The organism is Amycolatopsis sp. YIM 10, assembly GCF_009429145.1.
Lineage (GTDB): Bacteria > Actinomycetota > Actinomycetes > Mycobacteriales > Pseudonocardiaceae > Amycolatopsis.
The window spans coordinates 4,530,200-4,548,716 of sequence record NZ_CP045480.1 but is presented as its reverse complement, the minus strand read 5'-3'; the positions used below and the strand labels follow the sequence as shown (position 1 = coordinate 4,548,716).

The window sequence follows — 18,517 nt, the reverse complement described above, 5'->3', positions numbered from 1 at the left end:
GGTGGCCCTGACCTGCCGCTGCCGGGCTGAGCCGGGTCACCGGCTCGCTTTCTTCCGCGCGGCCGACTTGATCGCCTCCCGGATTCGGAAGTAGGTGCCGCACCGGCACACGTTCTCGATCTCGTCGATCTCGGCGTCGCTGGGCTCGGCGGTCCGGTTGAGCAGTCCGATCGCGGCCATGATCTGCCCGGGTTGGCAGAACCCGCACTGCGCCACGTCCTGCTCGATCCACGCTTCCTGCACCGGGTGCAGCGTATCGCCGTCGGCGAGGCCTTCGATGGTGGTGACCTCACGTCCGGCCACGTCGGCGACAGCGGTGACGCAGGTGGTGAAGGGCGCACCATCGATCAGGCAGGTGCACGCTTTGCACACGTCGAGGTTGCAGCCCATCTTCGGGCCGGTCAGCCCCAACTGGTCGCGCAGGGTCCAGAGGAGCGGGTGGTCGGCCGGCGCCTCGACGGAAACCGGCTGTCCGTTAAGGGTGAACGCGTATCGAGGCATGGGAGCTCCTGGCAGTGGTTTTGCTCGGGGAAAACGGGTCACGGCAGGGGAAGCGGCCGCATCGGCGGCATCGGCATCACGCTCGGCGGATAGGGCTCGAAGTCCACGCCGGAATCGATCGGGAAACTCGTCGGCATGATCCCGGTTGCCCGCCGGTAGGCGTTGACCACCGCGGCGAACGCGACGGGCACCGCGAACTCGCCCATGCCACCTGGTTTGCCGGTGGTGGCGGGCAGCACCACGATCTTCACCTCGGGCGGCGAGTTCTTTTGCCGGGCGTAGTGGAAGTTGTGGTAGCTGCCCTCCAGGAAGCGGCCGTCACGAAGATGCAGCCCGCCGCGCAGGGCGACCGAGATGCCATCCGTCAGACCACCGAGCGCCTGGGCTTCGATCCCGCTGACGTTGACCGGCTTGCCCACGTCGACCACCATGGTCGCGCGGGTCACCCGGGGATGGGAGCGGTCACGGGCGTCCAGCTCCACCAGGCACGCCATCACGCCCCGCATTTCGTCGTGTAGGGCCAGGCCCTGTGCCACCCCCGCCGGCAGCGGACGCCCCCACTCCCCCTCGGCGGCGACCCGGTCGAGCACCGCGCGCTGCCTGCTGTTCTTGGCGAACTCCCGACGGAACGACAGCGGGTCCGAACGGAACCGCCGGGACAGCTCGTCGGTGACGATCTCCTCGACGCCGCGCACGTTCAGCGAATACACCGACCGCCAACTGCCCGTGTTCATCGGGACCGACACCTCGTGCAACTGCTGGGTGACCACGCCGAAGTTGTACGGACACCCGATCATCGCGTCGAACATCGCCTGGCTGACCACTTTGTTGCCCAGTTCCGTCTTGGTCAGCGCGATGGTCATCGCCTCGCCGAAGCCGTGCGCCAGGGACGTGTCCACCGCGGCACACCAATGCTGGTAGGCCAGCACGTTGCCGAGCGCGTAGTAGGCACGGACCTTGTGGTGCTTGGCCGGGTGCACGCGGCCGTGCCGGATGTCGTCGGTGCGGTGCCAGATCAGTTTGACCGGCCTGCCCATGGCCCGGGACACCAGCGCCGCTTCGAGCGCGGCGTCGTAGAACAGCCGGCGGCCGAACGACCCGCCGCTGTGCGCGACGTGCACCGTCACGGCGGACTGCGGAAGGCCGAGCGCGGCCGCGATCTCGGTCTGCGCGCTGGTCGGAACCTGGACGCCGGACCAGATCTCGGCGCGGTCCGGCCGAACGTCGGCGACCGCGGAGTTGGTCTCCAGAGGCGCGTGGGTGAGGAAGGCGAAGTCGAACTCCATTTCCAGCTTGCCCAGCCCCAAGGTGGGTAGGGACACCGGCGGATCGCCCAGCGGCCCGATGGCCGCGCGCAGCTTCCGCTGGATCGTCTCGTCGCTCTCCGCGTCGATGGTGCCCGGCTTCCAGTCCACCTCCAGCGCGTTCGCCGCGGCCAATGCCAGCGCAAAGGTTTCGGCCAGCACGGCGATGCCGGTCGGGATGGTGGCGATGTCGAGCACGCCGGGCATGGCGCGGACGGCGTCGGCGTTGTGCACTGCACCGACCCCGCCGTTGATGGTCGGGGGCCGGCGCAGAACACACGGCTTCGCCCCGGCCACGTTCAGATCCTGGGTGTAAACCTGCTTGCCGGTCACGATGTTCCGCGCGTCCAGGCGGCCGACCCGGCCACCCACCAGGCGCAGCGCTGACTCAGGCTTCAGCTGCACCCCGAGGTCGGGCAGCTGCGCCGTCACCGCGGCGGCCGCGAGCGAGCCGTAGGTCGCCTGCCGGCCGTCCGGAGCGTGGACCACACCGTCCCGCGTGGTCAAGCGGTCGGCACTCACATCCCATCGATGCGCGGCGGTCGCCACTAGCCTCGCCCGTGCCGACGCCGCGGCCATCCGCGCCGGGCCGTAGACCGACGAAAGCCCCGTCGATCCACCCGTGATCTGCGCGAAGAGCAGGTCCGGACGGGCATCCGCCAGCGGCATGCGGATACTCGACAACGGAACGTCCAGCTCGTCGGCGATGATCATCGGAACGGCGGTCGTCAACCCCTGGCCGACCTCGGTACGCGGCAGCGGCACGGTCACCGTGCCGTCCTCGCCTATCTCGATCACGAACAGCCTGCCCGCCGTCGGCAGGGCCAGCACGTCGATGAGGTCCTGCACGCTGATGACCTCGCCGAGGAGCTGAGGCGGTGTGGGAACCGCCGCCTCGGCGGCAGGTGCCGAGGTGGCGGCCAGGCCGACCCGCGCGGCGACCGTGAGGGTCGGCGCGGCCAGTACATAGGTCAGGAATTTGCGACGGTCCACGGCTCCGGGCGAGGGCGGGGTGCGGTGGCCGGTCTTCACGTCGTCGGGAAGCACGGCGGTCAGTGTGCCACAACAAGTCAAAAAAGAGGACACTTCACAGCGACGATTCACCCGTACAGGCCGACAAAACCTCCCCCTGTAGAGCAAATGAGGATACTCTCCCATTGTCCATCTCTGCTGCACCGGGACCGCCGGTGCGCGCCGATTGCTCGACGAGGAGTAGTCATGAAGGTCAGTGCAGGTCTGTTGTGGAGGCGGAACGCCCCCCGGGTGGTCGACGAGATCGACCTCGGCGAGCCACGGGCGGCTTCAAAGCCATGCACGCGGGCGAAAAGCTCCGCGGTGTCGTCGAGTTCGCGTGGGGAGTCAGCATGACCAGCACCATTCCCACCGCGTCGTGGCCCGGCCTGCGCGACCGGGACCGCATCCTCACCGGCGGCCACTGGGTCGAGGCGACCGGCGCGATGGCCCTGCCCGTCGTCAACCCGGCGACCGAGGAGACCGTCGCCGAAGTCCGCGAGGCTTCCGCCGCCGACGTCGATGCGGCGGTGACGGCGGCGCGGTCCGCCTTCGACACCGGCCCGTGGCCCACCTGGGATCCAGGCCGCCGAGCCGGTGTCCTGGACGCCCTCGCCGACGCACTGGAAAAGCGCCTCCCCGAGCTCTCCGCGCTCGCGACGATCGAGGGCGGGGTGCCGACCGGCTTCAGCCAGTACGGGCAGGGACTGGCGATCTCGTTCCTGCGGTACTACGCCGAGCAGGCCAGGACGTTCCCGTTCCGGACCGACCGCGCCCGCACCGGCGGCGCGACCACCCGGATCCTGCGCGAGCCCGCCGGGGTGGTCGCGGCGATCGCGCCGTGGAACGGACCGCTCGCGGTCGCCGCGCTCAAGCTCGGCCCGGCCCTGGCCGCCGGATGCACTGTCGTGCTCAAGCCCGCGCCGGAAACACCGTTGACCACCTACGTCCTCGCCGACGTCGTCGAGGAACTGGTCGCCGCGGGCACCCTGCCCAGCGGCGTCGTGAGCGTCCTCGCCGCCGGCCGCGAAATCGGCGAGCGGCTGGTGGCACACCCCGGCGTCGACAAGATCACGTTCACCGGCAGCACCGCCGCGGGCAAGCGGATCATGTCCGTCGCGGCGGAGCGCATCGCCCGGGTCACGCTCGAGCTCGGCGGGAAGTCCGCCGCCATCGTCGCGGACGACGCGCCGATTCCCGACGTACTGTCGAGCCTGGTGTTCGGCGGGTGCGGCAACACCGGGCAGATGTGCTACGCCCTGACCAGAGTCCTGGTGTCGGAAAGCCGGCACGACGAGTTCGTCGGCGCGCTGGGAGCGGCACTGAGCGGGCTCGCGGTCGGCGACCCGGCCGACCCCGCCACCCTCATCGGACCGCTGGCCATGGCGCGCCAGCGCGACCGGGTGGAGGGCTACGTCGCGACCGCGATCGAGGAAGGCGCCACCGTCGTGGTCGGCGGCGGCCAGCCGGCCTGCCTGCCACGGGGGTACTTCTTCGAGCCGACCTTGCTGACCGGCGTCCAGAATTCGATGCGGGTCGCCCAGGAGGAGATCTTCGGCCCGGTGATCAGCGTGATCACCTACCGCGACGTGGACGACGCCGTGGCGATCGCGAACGACTCCACCTACGGCCTCTCCGGATCGGTCTACACCAGCGACGTAGAGCGCGGGTACGACATCGCGCGGCGGATCCGGACGGGCACGATCTCGGTCAACGGCGCGGTCTTCGACACGACCGTCCCGTTCGGCGGCTACAAGCAGTCCGGCCTCGGCCGGGAGGGCGGACCGGAAGGCCTCGAACCGTTCCTCGAGACGAAGTCGGTGCACATGCCGGCCTGACCGGGCAGCGCGGGGCGCCGGGGCGGAACCACTCGCCCGGCACCCCGCGCCAGGCGTGTCAGTCCAAGAACAGGTCCCATTCCGGGTTCTCACCGCCGCCGTAGACGGTCAGGTCCGCGACCCCGGCCGCGGTGACCACGTCGGCGTCGACCTCGCACCGCCCGGTGTAGGTGCGCGGGCTCTGGGCGAGCATCGTGATCGCGGCGTCGGCCATGATCTTCGGCGACCGCGCTCGTGCGGCACCTTCCGCGCCGGCCACGACATTTCGCACGGCCGCGGTGTCGATCAGCGTCTGGGGCCACAGGCAGTTGAACCCGATCCCCGAGCCGGCGAACTCCGTCGCCCAGCCCAGGGTCAGCATCGTCATCCCGTACTTCGACAGCGTGTAGGCGGGGTAGGCACCGAGCCAGCGCGGGTTCAGATTGAGCGGCGGGGACAGCGTGAGCACATGCGCGTTGCGGCTCTTCCGCAGATGGGGCAGGCACGCCCGGGTCAGCGCCCACGTGCCACGGACGTTGACCGTCTGCATCAGGTCGAACCGCTTGGGGGCGAGGTCTAGGGTGCCCTCCAGCGAGATCGCGCTGGCGTTGTTCACGCAGATGTCGATTCCGCCGAACTGCGCGACCGCCGCCTCCACCGCCGCCGCGACCGACTCGTCGTGCCGGACGTCGCCCACGACGGGGTAGGCCTTTCCGCCGACCGCTTCGATCTCCGCCGCGGCCGTGTAGATCGTGCCCGGCAGCCGGGGATCGGCGGTGGCCGTCTTGGCGAGCAACACGATGTTGGCGCCCTCGGCGGCGGCCGCCACCGCGATCGCGAGGCCGATTCCCCGGCTGCCGCCGGAGATCACCATGGTCCGGTCCGCCAGTTTTCCCGCCACGGTCACGCCTCTGGCGCTTGCTCGAGCGGCAGCGCCGCGACGACCGGGTGGTCGGCCACCGGCCCGCGCACCGATTTCGCCCCGCCCGGACTTCCGAGCTCGGCGAAGAACTCCGTGTTGACCGCGCGATAGTCGGCGAGCCGGTCGGGTAGATCGTCCTCGTAGTAGATCGCATCCTCCGGGCACACCGGCTCACAGGCGCCGCAGTCGACGCATTCGTCCGGATGGATGTAGAGCACACGCTCGCCCTCGTAGATGCAGTCCACCGGGCACTCGTCCACACAGGCCTTGTCCTTGACGTCGACGCAGGCCTCGGTGATCACGTAGGTCATCGGCTACCTCCAATTAGAGGATACTATATTCAGTCCGTTCTGCCCTGGACACGCTCGCCGCGACACGTTGTCCCCCGTCCTCGCCCCGTATGCGGCGCTAATGGGGTACGTTTTCCCTCCAAATGTGCGGCGGCAGCACGGAGACGATGAGGGCATGGCAGACGCAGTTCCCGAGGCCATCCACACGGATGGCGACCACTTCCCGCTGAAGGAGAAGCGCGGCGAGATCCTGGCCCGCAAGATCGAGGAACAGATCATGCGCGCCGGCTGGCCGGTCGGCGAGGTGCTCGGCTCCGAAGCCGACCTGCTCCAGGAATACAAAGTCTCCCGGGCGGTCCTCCGCGAAGCCGTGCGGATCATGGAACATCACGGCACCGCCCGTACCCGGCGTGGCCCCGGGGGTGGCCTGGTCGTCACCAAGCCGGACGCGCGGGCGGTCGTCCGCTCCGCCGCCGTGTACTTGGACTCCGAGGGCATCACGCCCGACAAACTCGCGGCCGCGCGCACAGGTGTCGAACTGATCGCCGTCCAGCTCGCCGCGCAGAACATCGACGAGGACGGGATCACACGGCTCCGGGCGGCACTGGATCGGGAGCGGGCCTCCGTCGCCGGCGGGGAGAGCGTCACCTCGGGCCGCAACGACGTGCACACGGTCATTGCCGCGCTCAGTGGCAACCCGGCGATCCAGCTGTTCACCGAGACGCTGACCCTGCTCGAGGTGGAGGTGTTCCGGTCCGTGTCCGAGCCCAAGACCGCGAGCGACGCGCGGGCGCAGTTCCTGGACGACCACATCGGGATCGTCGAGGCCGTGGTCTCGGGTGACGCGAGCGTCGCGCGGTTTCGGATGCAGCAGCACCTTGCCCGAGTCGCGGCCGAGATCCACCCCCACTGATCCACTCCCTCACGCGGCCGGGGTGAGCTGCTCTTCAACGACCGCGCACGGGACGCCGCCGTTGATCGCCTTGCGCACCGCCAGGAGCGCTCGAGGCCAGTTCACCACGGCGGCAAAGGCAAGCCCGCCCTGTTCGTCGGCACCGACGAACGCGACGCCGTTCTTGCGCGGATCGTCGAAGCGGGTGACCCGGGTCGCACACGCGCGCCGGCCCACGAAACTCATCGTCCGGTCGTACTGATCGCTCCACACGTAGGTGTTGACCCGGTGCGCGGCGACGTCGCTCGCCCCGGCGAGCACTTTACCCACCACCGCCGCCTGTTCTGTCGCGTTCGTCCAGTGCTCGACGCGGCGGGCCGTTCCGCTCACCGGGTCCTGCCACCGCGCGACGTCGCCCGCGGCGAGGACGTTCTCGTGGCAGTGCACGCGTCCCCAGGCGTCGCACGCGATCCCGTCGGCGATGTCCAGGCCGGAGCCCTCGAGCCAGCCGGTGTTCGGCACAGCGCCGATTCCGAGAACCACGCAGTCGGCGTCGAGGACCTCCCCGCCGCGCAACTCGACGACGAGACCGCCTCCGGCCCGGACGATGGCACGGACGGCCTCGCCGACCCGCACCCGCGCGCCGTGGCCGGCATGCCATTCCCCGGCCAGCGCGCCCAGCTCGGGACCGGCGACGGGCAGGAGAGTCGCTTCGGGCTCCACGATCGTGACGTCAAGACCGAGGCCACGCGCGGTCGCCGCCACCTCGCACCCGATGAAGCCGCCGCCCACTACGACGAGCCGGGAGCCCCGCCGGAGGTCCGCCCGCAGCGCCTCGCAGTCGGCCCTGGTTCGCAACGAGTGCACCCCGGGCAGGTCCGACCACGGCAGCGTGCGGGCGCTCGCGCCGGTGGCGATGACGAGCCGGTCGTAGGGGATCCGGCCGGCCGTGGTGTGGAGGACGGCCGCCTCGGGATCGAGGCCGACCGCGCGCTGCGACAAAGCCGTCCGGATTCCCAGTTCGGCGGCCGCGCTTTCGGTCAGCAGGCAGTTCTTCTCGGGCGCGACCGCCCCGGAGAGCATTCCCTTGGACAAGCACGGCTTGTCGTAAGGCAGGTGGGACTCCGCTCCCACGAGGAGGATCTCGTCCTCCCCGCCGTTGCGGCGCAGCGCCTGCGCGGCGCGCACGCCTGCGACCGACGTGCCGACGATCACTGTCCGCATGGTCAGCCTTCGATGCGGAGCGCGGCGACCGGGCACGCCTCCACGGCTTCGGCCACGAGTTCGCGGTCCTTCTCGGGCACTTCGTCCCGCCGCACTTCGACGTGCCCGTCGTCGTCGAGTTCGAAGTAGGTCTCCGCGGTCATGACACAGTTCGCATAGCCGGCGCACAACGCGCGGTCCGCCCGGATCGCGGCCATGTGGCACCTCCGTTCAGTCGGGGATCTTCCATACCTGGTTCCGCCCACTCCCCGCTGTCTCAGAAGAACGGCGGAATCCAGCGCGGCAGGATCTTCTGCCGGCCACCGGCGTACTCGACGTCGTCGCCGTCGGCGATCCGGTAGTCCGGTAGCACCGAATGGAACTCCTCGAGCGCCACCCGTAGCTCCAGCTGCGGAGAACTCCGATGTCCGAGGACAACACGATGCCGGCCTCGGCCTTGCCCAGCGCCGGAAAACCCCTTACCGGGCGGACTGCACCTTGGCCACCAGGCCGGGGAGTTCCTGGGTCAGTTCGTCGACCGTCCACCGCGCGTCGCGGTCCAGCGCCGGGCCCCGGCTCCACGACTCCACGACCGTGACGTGCCCGCCGCGCACGTAGAACGTGCCACCGCTGATCGGGCAGTCCGCCGTCGCCAGGTAGGCCACGACCGGCGAGACGTTGGCCGGGTCGTACACGTCGAAGGCGCCGTCGTCCTCGGGTGTGGCCATCAGCTTCTTCACCGAGGGCACAGCCTCGGTCAGGCGGGTGCGGGCGGCAGGCACGATGCAGTTCGACCGGACTCCGTACCGCTCGAGCTCGGTGGCGACGGCCTGCGAGAACATCCCCACGCCCGCCTTCGCGGCGATGTAGTTGGACTGCCCGGGGTTACCGAACAGTCCCGAGCTCGACGAGGTGTGGACCACCGAGGCACGGACCTCCTCTCCCGCCTTGGCGCGATCCCGCCAGTAGGACGCCGCCCACCTCGTGGGCACGAAGTGGCCCTTCAGGTTCACCCGGGTGACGAAGTCCCAGTCCTGCTCGCTCATGGTCACCAGGAACTGGTCCCGCAGCGCGCCGGCGTTGTTGACCAGCACGTCGAGCCGGCCGAAGGAAGAGACGGCCAACTCGACGAGCGCGCGGCCGGAGTCCCATTCGGTGATGTCGTGTCCACTCGCGACCGCCTCGCCCCCGGCCGCCCTGATCTCCTCGACGACGTCCGCCGCGGGGTGCTCCGAGCGGCGCTGGAGGTCGTTGACCACCACCCGGGCGCCCTCCCGCGCCAGCAGCTTCGCGTGCGCCGCTCCGAGACCGCGCCCCGCGCCCGTGACCACGGCGACTCGCCCGTCGAGACTTCCCATACTTCGACCTCCTTGAAGGTTCCCCGTATTAAGGATACTAAATAGGGGCATCCCTCGCAAGCAGCACTCCGACATGCCGAGATTGACGCATGATCGCGAACAGTATGAATATACTGTTCTGTCATGGCGAGCGACTCAATCTCCGTGGCCCCGATCTCGGCACTCCCCCGCCCGGACCCGCCTGCCCTCGAAGCCGCCCCGAGCAAACTCGCCGAACAGGTCGCCCGCCGGCTCGAGGACAAGATCGTCGAGCTCGGCTGGCCCGTCGGCGAGGTCATCGGATCGGAGCCAGACCTGCTCGCCGAATTCGGGATCAGCCGGGCCATCTTCCGCGAAGCAGTCCGCCTGCTCGAACACCACTCAGTGGCGCGCATGCGCCGCGGCCCGGGCGGGGGGCTGGTGGTGACCACACCGGACACGTCCTCGGTAGTCCGGGCAGCCGCGTTGCACCTGCAATTCGACAATGCGAAGCCCCGCGACGTGTTCGAGGCACGGTCGGCACTCGAGCTCAAGATCGTCGAACTGGCGACGGAGAACATCGACGAAGACGGCATCAGGCTCCTGCGCGCAACCCTCGACCAGGAGGCGGCGATCCAGGCCTCCGACCGGCTGGGCACCCACGACATCCACCTCGTCATCGCCGACCTCACAGGCAACCCCGCGATGCGGCTGTTCCTCGAAGTCCTCACGAAACTGACTGTGCCGCCACGTACCGAAGGGGTCGAGGAGGTGCGCGAGCGAGGCCGCCACGTCCGCCACGCCCACGACCGGATCGTTGAGGCCATCGTCGCCGGCGACGTGGCACTCGCGCGCCACCGCATGCAGACCCACCTGGTCGCGATGAGCCGCTACCTCACCGATCCCGGCCCGCATCCGGTCGAGTGACCGCAATGCTCAGCGTGTCGCGCCGCCGGTGCGCAGTACCCCGGCCGTGGCGAGGTGCGCCCGCTCCGCGGCGGACAGGCCGAGCCCGTCCAGGATCTCGTCCGTGTGCTCTCCGGGCAGCGGCGGCGGGCGACGCACCGACGCCGGCGTCGCGGCGAACCGGGGCGCCGGTGCGGGTTGCGGGACCCCGAACCGCGGCTCGTAGATCCGGCGGTGGCGCACCTGCGGGTGCTCGGTGGCTTCGTCCAGGTTCAGCACCGGCTCGACGCAGGCTTCCCGCCCGGCGAACTCCGCCGCCCACTCGTCCCGGGTCCGGGTGCGGAACGCCTCGGCCAGCCGCTTCTTCGCCTCCGTCCACAGTGTCCGGTCCTGGTGCGCGGCGAGCATGGCCGGGTCGCCGTCCAATCCGACGCCGCGCAGCAACTCCTCGTAGAACGCGCGCTCCATGGCGCCGACACTGACGTATCCGCCGTCGGCGGTCTCGTAGACGTCGTAGTAGGGGGCCCCGGTGTCGAGCAGGTTCGTCCCGCGCGGTCCCCACGAGTCCATCGCCCGCAGCGCGTGGACCACGGTCGCCAGCAGTGCGGACGCGTCGAGCATCGCGACGTCGACGACCTGCCCGCCGGCGCCCGCCCGGGCCGCGAAAACGCCGGCCAGCACCGAGATCGCCAGCAGCATCCCGCCGCCCCCGAAGTCCCCCACCAGGTTCAGCGGCGGGACCGGTCCGCTGTCCGCGCGGCCGATCAGGCCGAGAACCCCGGACGCGGCGAGGAAGTTGATGTCGTGACCGGCCTTCCGCGCGTACGGCCCGTCATCCCCCCATCCCGTCATCCGCGCGTACACCAGGACGGGGTTCACCGCGAGGCACTCCTCCGGCCCGGCACCCAGCCGGGTCGTCACCCCCGGGCGGAACGGGTCGATGACGGCGTCCGCCGACCGCACGAGCCGCCGCAGCAGCTCCACCCCGGACTCGTGCCGCAGGTCCAGCGCGATCGACCGGCGGCCGCGGTTGAGCAGGTCGAGCCGCGGATCGTACCCGGCGATCGGCCGGTCCAGGGCGGTGAGCCGGTCCACCCGGATCACGTCGGCACCCAGATCGGCCAGGACCATCGCCCCGAACTGCGAGGGCCCCTTCGACCCGTGCTCAAGCACGCGAACGCCGCGAAGCGGCGCGGCGCCCGGACCTGACCAGTTCATCGTCTTCCTCACTTCCGGTCGGCCACGGGGCGGTCCCCGAAGCCCGCTTCGGGGCGTAGCAGCGCCGCCACTTCGCTCATCTCCCGCGGGCTCATCCGCCACGCCGACGCGGCGGCCACGTTCTCCTCGACCTGCTCGACACGGGTGGCGCCGACCAGCACACAGGCCACGCCCGGTCTGCTGAGCAGCCAGCCCAGAGCAAGCTCGACGAGTGTCCGGCCGCGGTCGGCGGTATAGGCGATCAGCCCGTCGATCACCTCCAGGAAGCGAGAGGGCTCGAACATCGGGTAGCGCCGCAGCTGGCCGGTGAGCCGGGCATCGGGCGGCGCCGGCGCATCCGAGCGGTACTTCCCCGTGAGCAAACCACCCGCCAGCGGGAAGAACGGCAGGAAGGCCACGCCCAGCTCCTCGCACGCCGCCACCACATCGTCCTGTCCGACGCCGCGCAGCAGGCTGTACTCGTTCTGTACCGTGCGGAACATCGGGACGCCGAGTTCGCGCGCAACCCTGTGGGCCTCCGCCAGCTGGGGCACCGTGAACTGGGAGCAGCCGATGGCGCGGACCTTGCCGGCGTCGGTCAGCTCGGCGAGGGCGGACAGCGTCTCCCCCACCGGCACGTCCGGATCGGGTTTGTGAAGCTGGTAGAGATCGATCCAGTCGGTCCGCAGCCGGCGCAGGCTGCCCTCTACCGACTTGCGCACGGTGCCGGCCGCCGCTCCCGCACCGTGTTCCCGCAACAACGGGTGCCCGAACTTCGTCGCGACGAGAACCCGGTCGCGACGGCCGTCCAGAGCTCGGCCCAGCAGGCGCTCGCTGCCTCCCGGAGCTACTGGCGGGTAGACGTTGGCCGTGTCGAACAGGACTACGCCCCGATCGATCGCGGTGTGCACGATGCGGGTCGCGACGTCGTCGTCCACCCAGTGGCCGAAGTTGCTGCACCCGAGTGCCAGCGGGCCGACCGGCCTGCCGTCGATGGTGACGTCGCTTTCCATGCTGCTCCCGTTCATCGACTGCTCACCGGGGCGGACCGGGACGTCAGTCGCCCACGGAACGAGCACGATCGCCACGACGGCTGCCGCCGCTGCTGCCTGCCGCGGACACCATCAGCCCCGGTGGGTACCGACGACCGAGACGAACGAGACGCAGTCCCCGGGCGGACCGCCCAGGTTGTGGGTCAGTCCGAGCGTGCGCCCGCGCAGATCGATCTGCCGCTCCGCGGGAGCGGCGCCCCGCAGCTGGAGCCAGCACTCGTAGAGCATTCGCAGCCCGGACGCGCCCACCGGGTGCCCGAAGCTCTTGAGGCCACCGTCCGGGTTCACCGCCAGGTCGCCGCGCAGGTCGAACCGGCCGGCGAGGACGTCCTTCCAGGCCGAACCACGGGCCGAGAACCCGAGGTCCTCCATGAGCACCAGCTCGGTCGGGGTGAAGCAGTCGTGCACCTCGGCGAGTGCGAGTTCGCGCGCCGGGTCCTCGACTCCGGCCTGCGCGTATGCCTGTTCGGCGGCGGCCACGACCTCCGGGAAGGTCGTGAAGTCGTACTCGGTGTCGCGCTGACCGGACCCGTCGCCCGCGACGAGCGCCAGTCCCTTGACGTAGACGGGATCGGGCCGCCGGGACGACGCGTCCTCGCCCCGGACGATCACTGCGGCCGCGGCGCCGTCGCTGACACCGGAGCAGTCGAACACCCGCAGGTCGCCTGCGACGCGGGGCGACCGCTCGATCGTCTCGGCCGTGACCTCCTTGCGGAACTGTGCCTTGGGATTGCGCGCGCCGTTGAAGTGGTTCTTGGCGGCGATGTGGGTGAGGACGCGGCGGAGCTCCTCCCGGGACACGCCGTGGCGTTCGGCGTAGGCGGGGACGAGCAGGCTGAAGTAGGCCGGGCCGGTGAGCTCCGTGCGCGTTCCGTCCTCGGGCACCGGGACCGGTACCAGACCGGACGTGCCCGCGTCCTTCATCTTCTCCACCCCCAGCGCCATGACCACGTCATAGGCGCCCGCGGCGGCGGCGTATGCGGCGTTGCGGAAGGCCTCGGATCCCGTGGCGCAGAAGTTCTCGACCCGGGTGACCGGACGGCCGGCCAGCTTGAGCGGACGGCTGAGCGTGAGCCCGCTCATTCCCGTCGCGCGGGTGCCAAGCCAGAACGCGTCCACATCGGACAGCGTCATTCCCGCGTCCTCGACCGCGGCGAGGGCGGCCTCGACGATGAGGTCTTCGGGGCCTCGATCCCAGAGCTCGCCGAACTGGGTCAGTCCCATGCCGACGATGGCGGCCGCATCTCGGATGCTTCGCGCAGACATGATTTGAATATACTCATCTAGCTGGAGCCAGGGAAGTAGAAACCCGTAATCCTGCATTGATCTCCGAGAATCCTGGTCGGCCTCACTAATTTCGTATACTCTAATCGCTCTACTTCGGCGACCAGTGGAGAGTGACGTGAACGCACTCGTGGCCTACGGGTCCTACCTGCCCCACCACCGGCTCGACCTCGCCGACATCGGAGCCGTGCTCGGGGCGCCGGGCGGACGCGGCGGGCGCACTGTGGCGGGGTACGACGAGGACGCCACATCCATGGCCGTCGAGGCGGGCCGTGCCGCCCTCGCCGGCTTCCCCCGAGACGAGATCAGCAGCCTGGTCCTCGCGATCGGCGAACCGCCGTACCTGGACCGGACCAACGCCGCCGCGGCGCACGCCGCTCTGCGGCTCCCCGGTTCAGCGCTGGCCATGGACCTGATCGGGTCGACACGGGCGGGAGCGGCCGCGTTGGCGACCGCGGCCGCCAACCCGGGCCCCACGCTGGCCGTGCTGTCGGACCTCCGCGGCGGTCTGCCCGGCGGGGCCGACGAGCGAGGCGGCGGTGACGCGGCAGCGGCCTTCGTGCTCGCACGACCACGCCCGGACCGGCCCGCCCTGGCCGAGGTGCTCGCGACGACGTGGACCACCGACGAGCTTTTCGACCGCTGGCGGGTGCCTGGGGAGCCGGCCTCGCACGTCTGGGAGGAACGGTTCGCCGAAGGGCCCTACACCGACCACGGCCTCGATGTGCTCCACCGTGCTCTGCGGGAGGCCGGGGTGGAGATCGACTCCGTCGACCACCTCATCGTCGCGGGCCTCCACCAGCGGGCGGCGCGGGCGGCGGCGGCCAGGTCAGGGGCACGCCGCGAGGCGGTGACCGACACGCTCGCCACCCGGGCCGGCAACCCCGGCACCGCGCAGGCCGGTCTCCTGCTCGCCGACGTCCTGGACCGGGCAGGCGCCGGCGAGGTCGTCGCGCTGGTCGTCCTCGGCGACGGGGCGTCCTGCCTGGTCCTGCGCACCACCGCCGCCCTCGCGAAACATCGGGCCCCGGTCACGGTCGCATCCCAGCTCGCAGGAGGCGCTCCGGTCTCCTACGGGACGTTCCTGACCTGGCGGGGTCACCTCATCCGGGAACCACCGCGCCGGCCCGACCCGCAACCGACCGCCGCGCCGCCCGCGCACCGCGCGACAACCTACAAGTACGGTCTCGTCGTCGGCCGGTGCTCCGCCTGCGGCACCGTCAACATCCCCGCCGAACACGTCTGCGTCCGGTGCGGAGCGGTGGACACCCAGCAGCCCCACCCGCTCGCCGAGCGCGGCGGCCGGGTCGTCACGTTCTCGATCGACCACCTCGCGTTCTCCCCGAGCCCGCCAGTCATCGCCGCCGTGGTCGACTTCGCCGGCGGCGGGCGGCTGATCTGCGAGCTGACCGACGTCGAGCCCGGCGGCGTATTCGTCGGCATGCCGGTGCGGATGACGTTCCGGCGGACCGCCAGCGCCGCCGGGGTGCACAACTACTTCTGGAAGGCCCGTCCGGACGTCCCAGCGGTGTCCGGTGAACCCGCGAACATTGAAGTCGTGGGCGTCAGCGCCTGACCCCACCCACCCCCGACGAGGAGAACAACGATGTTGTCCAGAACGTCGCGCCTCATGGCTATCCTGACTGCCGCGCTGTCCACGGTCGCGCTGACCGCCTGTGCCGGTGCCGGTCAATCCGCGACTTCCACAGGCGGGGAGGTGAACAGCGCGGCGACGGTGCGCTTCGCGATCGCCAACCCACCGGTCCAGTTCGACCCGATCGCCTCCCGCAACGAGATCGGCGACGTCACCTACTTCGGCGCCCTGTATGACGGGCTCACCGGGGTGAACGGGAAGGGCGAGGTCGTGCCGCGGCTCGCCGAGCACTGGGAGGAATCGACCGACAAGCTGTCCTGGACTTTCGTCCTCCGTCCCGGCGCGACCTTTCACAACGGCGCCCCGATCGACGGCGCCGCCGCCGTCGCCAACCTGGAACGCGCCCTGGCCGCACGCACGACGAGCGGTTTGATCAAGACCAAGCTCGGCCCGGTCACCGGTGTCAAGGCCACCGGCCCGTCGACCGTGGAGATCGCCGTTTCGGCGCCCTATCCGAGCCTGCCCGCCGCACTCGCGAGCCCGGTTCTCGGGCTGGCAAGCCCAGCCGCGTTCGCGACACTGGCCACCGCGCCAGTCGGCTCGGGTCCCTACAAGTTCGTCTCCAATTCGGCGAACCGGGCGATCTACGAGCGCTTCGAGGGCTACTGGGACCGAGAGTCCGCCAAGGCCGCCCGGCTCGAGCTTCTGTCCATTCCGGACGGTCCGGCGCGAATGAACGCGTTGCGCAGCGGGCAGATCGACGGGGCGAACGCGCAGATCAACCTCTACGCCGACATCCGGGACTTCCAGTCCAACCCGTCGTTCCAGGTGCAGACCAAGCCGACCCAGTCGGTGTTCACGCTGTACCTGAACACCACGCACGAGCCCCTGGACAACCCTGACGTCCGTCGCGCCCTCAACTTCGCCGTGGACCGCAACGCCCTCAGCGCCTCGGTGAGCGGTCTGTGCCAGCCGGCGGTCCAGCCGTTCCCGACCGGCCCGGGACACATCGACGGCGCCGAGGAGCAGTACCCCTACGATCCGGAGAAGGCGAAGCAGCTGCTGGCATCCGCCGGCGCAAGCGGGCTCATCATCGACGGGATCTTCCTGGCCGCAGGCCTGTCCCAGACGCTGGCCCCCGCGATCCAGGCGCAGATGGCGAAGGCCGGCATCAACCTCCGGATCAACGGTGTCAACCAGAACGACGCGCGCGGAATCTTCCGCAGTGGCAAACCGGACCTGATGGTCCACCAGATCAACGGCGAGCTGGACCCGGCGCTGACCCTGGAGAACAACTTCCTCGGCCTGGACAGCCCGGGTGGCGCCCCGACCGAGATCACCGCCCGCGCCCGTCAGGCCATCGCGGCTCCCATCGGCTCGCCGGAACGCACCGCGGCCCTGGAGCAGTTCAGCCGGGCCGTGATCGCCGAACCGGTCCACGTCCACGTGTGCAGTATCCCGAACCTCTTCTCCGGCACCTCCAAGCTCGTCGGCCTGGATCAGATGCCGTGGAGTTCGATCACGCTCAACCCCGACATCCGCACCCTCGGCCTGACGAACTGAGCTTCCGGCGGGAACTCCAGTGTCCTCCGGCGGCATCGGGCTTCCTCCTGAAGAAAAGATAAGTACCCTTAATTATCGCCGCGGGGGTCAGCGAAGGAGGAACGTTTCGTGACAACGACGTCCGCCCGGTATCCCGGGCTCGCGCGGGCCGCACTCGCCGGACTGCTGGTGGCGGTGCTCGCTGCCTGCGTGCCCGCCACCCAGGGCGACACCGGGACGGCGCGCGACGGTGACCCGGCCTCGCGCGTCACCGTCGCCATGAGCGTGCCGGCCAGCCAGTGGGACTCGATCGCCACGGTGAACGAGGTCGCGGACAACATGTACTTCTCGCTGCTCTACGACCGCCTGCTGACGGTCGGCGCGAACGGTGAGATCGTCCCACAGCTCGCGACGGGCTACACCGTCTCCGGTGACGGCCGCTCGGTCCGCCTGGACATCCGCTCTGGCGCGACCTTCCAGGACGGCTCGCCGATCGACGCCGCGGCGGTGGTGGCGAACCTCGAACGAGCGCGCACGAGCGGCAAGGCGGTCGCCACGTCGCGCCTGGCGGGTGTGACCGCGATCCGCGCCGAGGGCGCCGCAGTGGTCCTCGACCTCGCCGCCCCCGACCCCGCGCTGCCCGCCAAGCTCACCGGCACCGCGTTCTCGATCGTCGCGCCGTCGGCGTTCGGCCGGCTGGGCACCGAGCCCGTCGGCTCCGGTCCGTACCGGCTCGACCGGGCAGGCCAGGACCGCGTGTCCTTCACACGCTACGACGGCTACTGGGACCCGCGCCCGCGGGCCGCCGGCTTCGACGTCGTCGCGATTCCGACGACGTCGACCCGGCTCAACGCCCTGCGGTCGGGCAAGATCGACTGGGCTTTCGTCAACCTCGACGCCGCCGCGGAGATCAAGCAGTTCCACAACGACCCCGCCTACCGGGTCACGCAGGTGCCGACCCGGTCGGTGTTCGCCCTGAACCTCGACACCCGCGTCAAGCCGCTCGACGACCCGCAGGTCCGCCAGGCGCTGAGCGAGGCCATCGACCGGAACCTGCTGAACAACTCCCTGCTGGGCGGGATGTGCGCGCCGTCCGTCCAGCCGCTGGGCGCCGGCCCCGGTCACCTCGACGACGCGCCGGCGGGCGGCCCGGACGTCGCGGCGGCCCGGGCGACCATCGCCGCACGGGCGCCCGGGCTCGTCCTGCCCACAGTGGTGGCCAACGGGACCGCGGCCGCCACCCTCGCGGCCGCGGTGCAGCCGCAGCTCGCCGAGATCGGCGTGACGATGCAGCTCAACTCGATCGACGGCCGCTCGGCCAGGCCGGAGTTCCGGTCCGGCCACTTCGCCGCGCTGCTGCAGCAGATCAACGCCGAGGTGGACCCGCTGTTGCAGCTCCAGCTCAACTACGCCGGTCCGGACGCGCCCGGAGGGGCTTCGCCGCGGCTGGCCGGCCTGCTCGCGGCCGCGGGGCGGCCACCGCTGGGAAGTCCACAACGGACGGAGGCGCTGGAGGCGATCTCCCGCGACCTCGTCGCGCAGCCGGTGCACATCGTCATCTGCGGGGTGCCCAACACCTATATCGCCGCGGCCGACATCGTCGGAACCGACGAGATGCCGATGAGCAACGTCCTCAACCCGGCCGACGTCCGCACGCTGATGAAGGCCGCGGCGTGAGCGTGTGAC

At 70.5% G+C, this 18,517-nt stretch carries 17 protein-coding genes; 6 read left to right on the top strand and 11 right to left on the bottom strand.

Annotated features, from left to right (window positions below; genetic code table 11):
* Positions 1–36: 36 nt before the first annotated feature.
* Complete coding sequence (locus tag YIM_RS21865; RefSeq protein ID WP_153032116.1) at positions 37–501, bottom strand: (2Fe-2S)-binding protein; 465 nt, start codon at positions 499–501, stop codon at positions 37–39.
* A 38-nt stretch (positions 502–539) separates the two neighbouring features.
* Complete coding sequence (locus tag YIM_RS21860) at positions 540–2,852, bottom strand: molybdopterin cofactor-binding domain-containing protein (protein WP_228004888.1); 2,313 nt, start codon at positions 2,850–2,852, stop codon at positions 540–542.
* A gap of 317 nt (positions 2,853–3,169) precedes the next feature.
* Between YIM_RS21860 and YIM_RS21855 the strand changes: the two genes are divergently transcribed.
* Positions 3,170–4,654 carry an aldehyde dehydrogenase gene (locus tag YIM_RS21855; protein ID WP_153032114.1) on the top strand — a complete coding sequence of 495 codons (1,485 nt, stop codon included), beginning with the start codon at positions 3,170–3,172 and terminating at the stop codon, positions 4,652–4,654.
* A 58-nt stretch (positions 4,655–4,712) separates the two neighbouring features.
* Here the strand turns inward: YIM_RS21855 and YIM_RS21850 are convergent, their stop codons facing one another.
* Entirely contained in the window at positions 4,713–5,534 is an 822-nt protein-coding gene (locus tag YIM_RS21850) for an SDR family oxidoreductase (RefSeq protein WP_228004887.1), read from the bottom strand.
* 2 nt (positions 5,535–5,536) lie between these two features.
* Positions 5,537–5,866, bottom strand: coding sequence for a ferredoxin (gene fdxA, locus YIM_RS21845; protein WP_153032112.1), 330 nt, complete (start codon positions 5,864–5,866; stop codon positions 5,537–5,539).
* Positions 5,867–5,990: 124 nt separating this feature from the next.
* Between fdxA and YIM_RS21840 the strand changes: the two genes are divergently transcribed.
* Positions 5,991–6,758: a FadR/GntR family transcriptional regulator gene (locus YIM_RS21840; protein WP_194240247.1), complete on the top strand. Its 768-nt coding sequence runs from the start codon at positions 5,991–5,993 to the stop codon at positions 6,756–6,758.
* A 9-nt stretch (positions 6,759–6,767) separates the two neighbouring features.
* On the opposite strand, the gene YIM_RS21835 is transcribed toward YIM_RS21840, so the two are convergent.
* The 4 genes from YIM_RS21835 to YIM_RS21825 all read right to left on the bottom strand — a co-directional run bounded on the left by YIM_RS21835 (position 6,768) and on the right by YIM_RS21825 (position 9,298).
* Complete coding sequence (locus tag YIM_RS21835; protein WP_194240246.1) at positions 6,768–7,952, bottom strand: NAD(P)/FAD-dependent oxidoreductase; 1,185 nt, start codon at positions 7,950–7,952, stop codon at positions 6,768–6,770.
* Between the two features lie 11 nt (positions 7,953–7,963).
* Positions 7,964–8,158 carry a ferredoxin gene (locus tag YIM_RS21830; protein WP_153032109.1) on the bottom strand — a complete coding sequence of 65 codons (195 nt, stop codon included), beginning with the start codon at positions 8,156–8,158 and terminating at the stop codon, positions 7,964–7,966.
* A gap of 59 nt (positions 8,159–8,217) precedes the next feature.
* Positions 8,218–8,337 (bottom strand): cytochrome P450, encoded by a 120-nt coding sequence (locus YIM_RS49235; protein ID WP_228004886.1) that lies wholly within the window; start codon positions 8,335–8,337, stop codon positions 8,218–8,220.
* Positions 8,338–8,419: 82 nt separating this feature from the next.
* Positions 8,420–9,298 (bottom strand): SDR family NAD(P)-dependent oxidoreductase, encoded by an 879-nt coding sequence (locus YIM_RS21825; protein ID WP_153032108.1) that lies wholly within the window; start codon positions 9,296–9,298, stop codon positions 8,420–8,422.
* Between the two features lie 123 nt (positions 9,299–9,421).
* Between YIM_RS21825 and YIM_RS21820 the strand changes: the two genes are divergently transcribed.
* Positions 9,422–10,183, top strand: a complete 762-nt coding sequence (locus YIM_RS21820; protein ID WP_153032107.1) for a FadR/GntR family transcriptional regulator — start codon at positions 9,422–9,424, stop codon at positions 10,181–10,183.
* A gap of 9 nt (positions 10,184–10,192) precedes the next feature.
* Here the strand turns inward: YIM_RS21820 and YIM_RS21815 are convergent, their stop codons facing one another.
* Genes YIM_RS21815 through YIM_RS21805 form a run of 3 tightly spaced genes read right to left on the bottom strand, consistent with a single transcriptional unit; the run spans position 10,193 to position 13,677 of the window.
* Entirely contained in the window at positions 10,193–11,380 is a 1,188-nt protein-coding gene (locus YIM_RS21815; RefSeq protein ID WP_153032106.1) for a CaiB/BaiF CoA-transferase family protein, read from the bottom strand.
* An 8-nt stretch (positions 11,381–11,388) separates the two neighbouring features.
* On the bottom strand, positions 11,389–12,447 hold the full coding sequence (locus YIM_RS21810; protein WP_228004885.1) for an aldo/keto reductase: 1,059 nt from the start codon (positions 12,445–12,447) through the stop codon (positions 11,389–11,391).
* Positions 12,448–12,483: 36 nt separating this feature from the next.
* On the bottom strand, positions 12,484–13,677 hold the full coding sequence (locus YIM_RS21805) for an acetyl-CoA acetyltransferase (RefSeq protein WP_153032105.1): 1,194 nt from the start codon (positions 13,675–13,677) through the stop codon (positions 12,484–12,486).
* Between the two features lie 136 nt (positions 13,678–13,813).
* Between YIM_RS21805 and YIM_RS21800 the strand changes: the two genes are divergently transcribed.
* The 3 genes from YIM_RS21800 (at position 13,814) to YIM_RS21790 (ending at position 18,508) form a co-directional block, all read left to right on the top strand.
* On the top strand, positions 13,814–15,271 hold the full coding sequence (locus tag YIM_RS21800; RefSeq protein ID WP_153032104.1) for an OB-fold domain-containing protein: 1,458 nt from the start codon (positions 13,814–13,816) through the stop codon (positions 15,269–15,271).
* A 54-nt stretch (positions 15,272–15,325) separates the two neighbouring features.
* The gene (locus YIM_RS21795) at positions 15,326–16,852 is read left to right on the top strand and encodes an ABC transporter substrate-binding protein (RefSeq protein ID WP_194240245.1); all 1,527 of its coding nucleotides are present in this window, start codon (positions 15,326–15,328) and stop codon (positions 16,850–16,852) included.
* Positions 16,853–16,960: 108 nt separating this feature from the next.
* Positions 16,961–18,508 (top strand): ABC transporter substrate-binding protein, encoded by a 1,548-nt coding sequence (locus YIM_RS21790; protein WP_153032102.1) that lies wholly within the window; start codon positions 16,961–16,963, stop codon positions 18,506–18,508.
* The last annotated feature ends 9 nt before the right edge of the window (positions 18,509–18,517 follow it).

Bases quoted from the DNA above. Each gene is read 5' to 3' on its own strand.
- YIM_RS21865 (WP_153032116.1), bottom strand. From the start codon at position 501: ATGCCTCGATACGCGTTCACCCTTAACGGACAGCCGGTTTCCGTCGAG.
- YIM_RS21855 (WP_153032114.1), top strand. From the start codon at position 3,170: ATGACCAGCACCATTCCCACCGCGTCGTGGCCCGGCCTGCGCGACCGG.
- fdxA (WP_153032112.1), bottom strand. From the start codon at position 5,866: ATGACCTACGTGATCACCGAGGCCTGCGTCGACGTCAAGGACAAGGCC.
- YIM_RS21830 (WP_153032109.1), bottom strand. From the start codon at position 8,158: ATGGCCGCGATCCGGGCGGACCGCGCGTTGTGCGCCGGCTATGCGAAC.
- YIM_RS21825 (WP_153032108.1), bottom strand. From the start codon at position 9,298: ATGGGAAGTCTCGACGGGCGAGTCGCCGTGGTCACGGGCGCGGGGCGC.
- YIM_RS21820 (WP_153032107.1), top strand. From the start codon at position 9,422: ATGGCGAGCGACTCAATCTCCGTGGCCCCGATCTCGGCACTCCCCCGC.
- YIM_RS21815 (WP_153032106.1), bottom strand. From the start codon at position 11,380: ATGAACTGGTCAGGTCCGGGCGCCGCGCCGCTTCGCGGCGTTCGCGTG.
- YIM_RS21805 (WP_153032105.1), bottom strand. From the start codon at position 13,677: ATGTCTGCGCGAAGCATCCGAGATGCGGCCGCCATCGTCGGCATGGGA.
- YIM_RS21795 (WP_194240245.1), top strand. From the start codon at position 15,326: ATGGCTATCCTGACTGCCGCGCTGTCCACGGTCGCGCTGACCGCCTGT.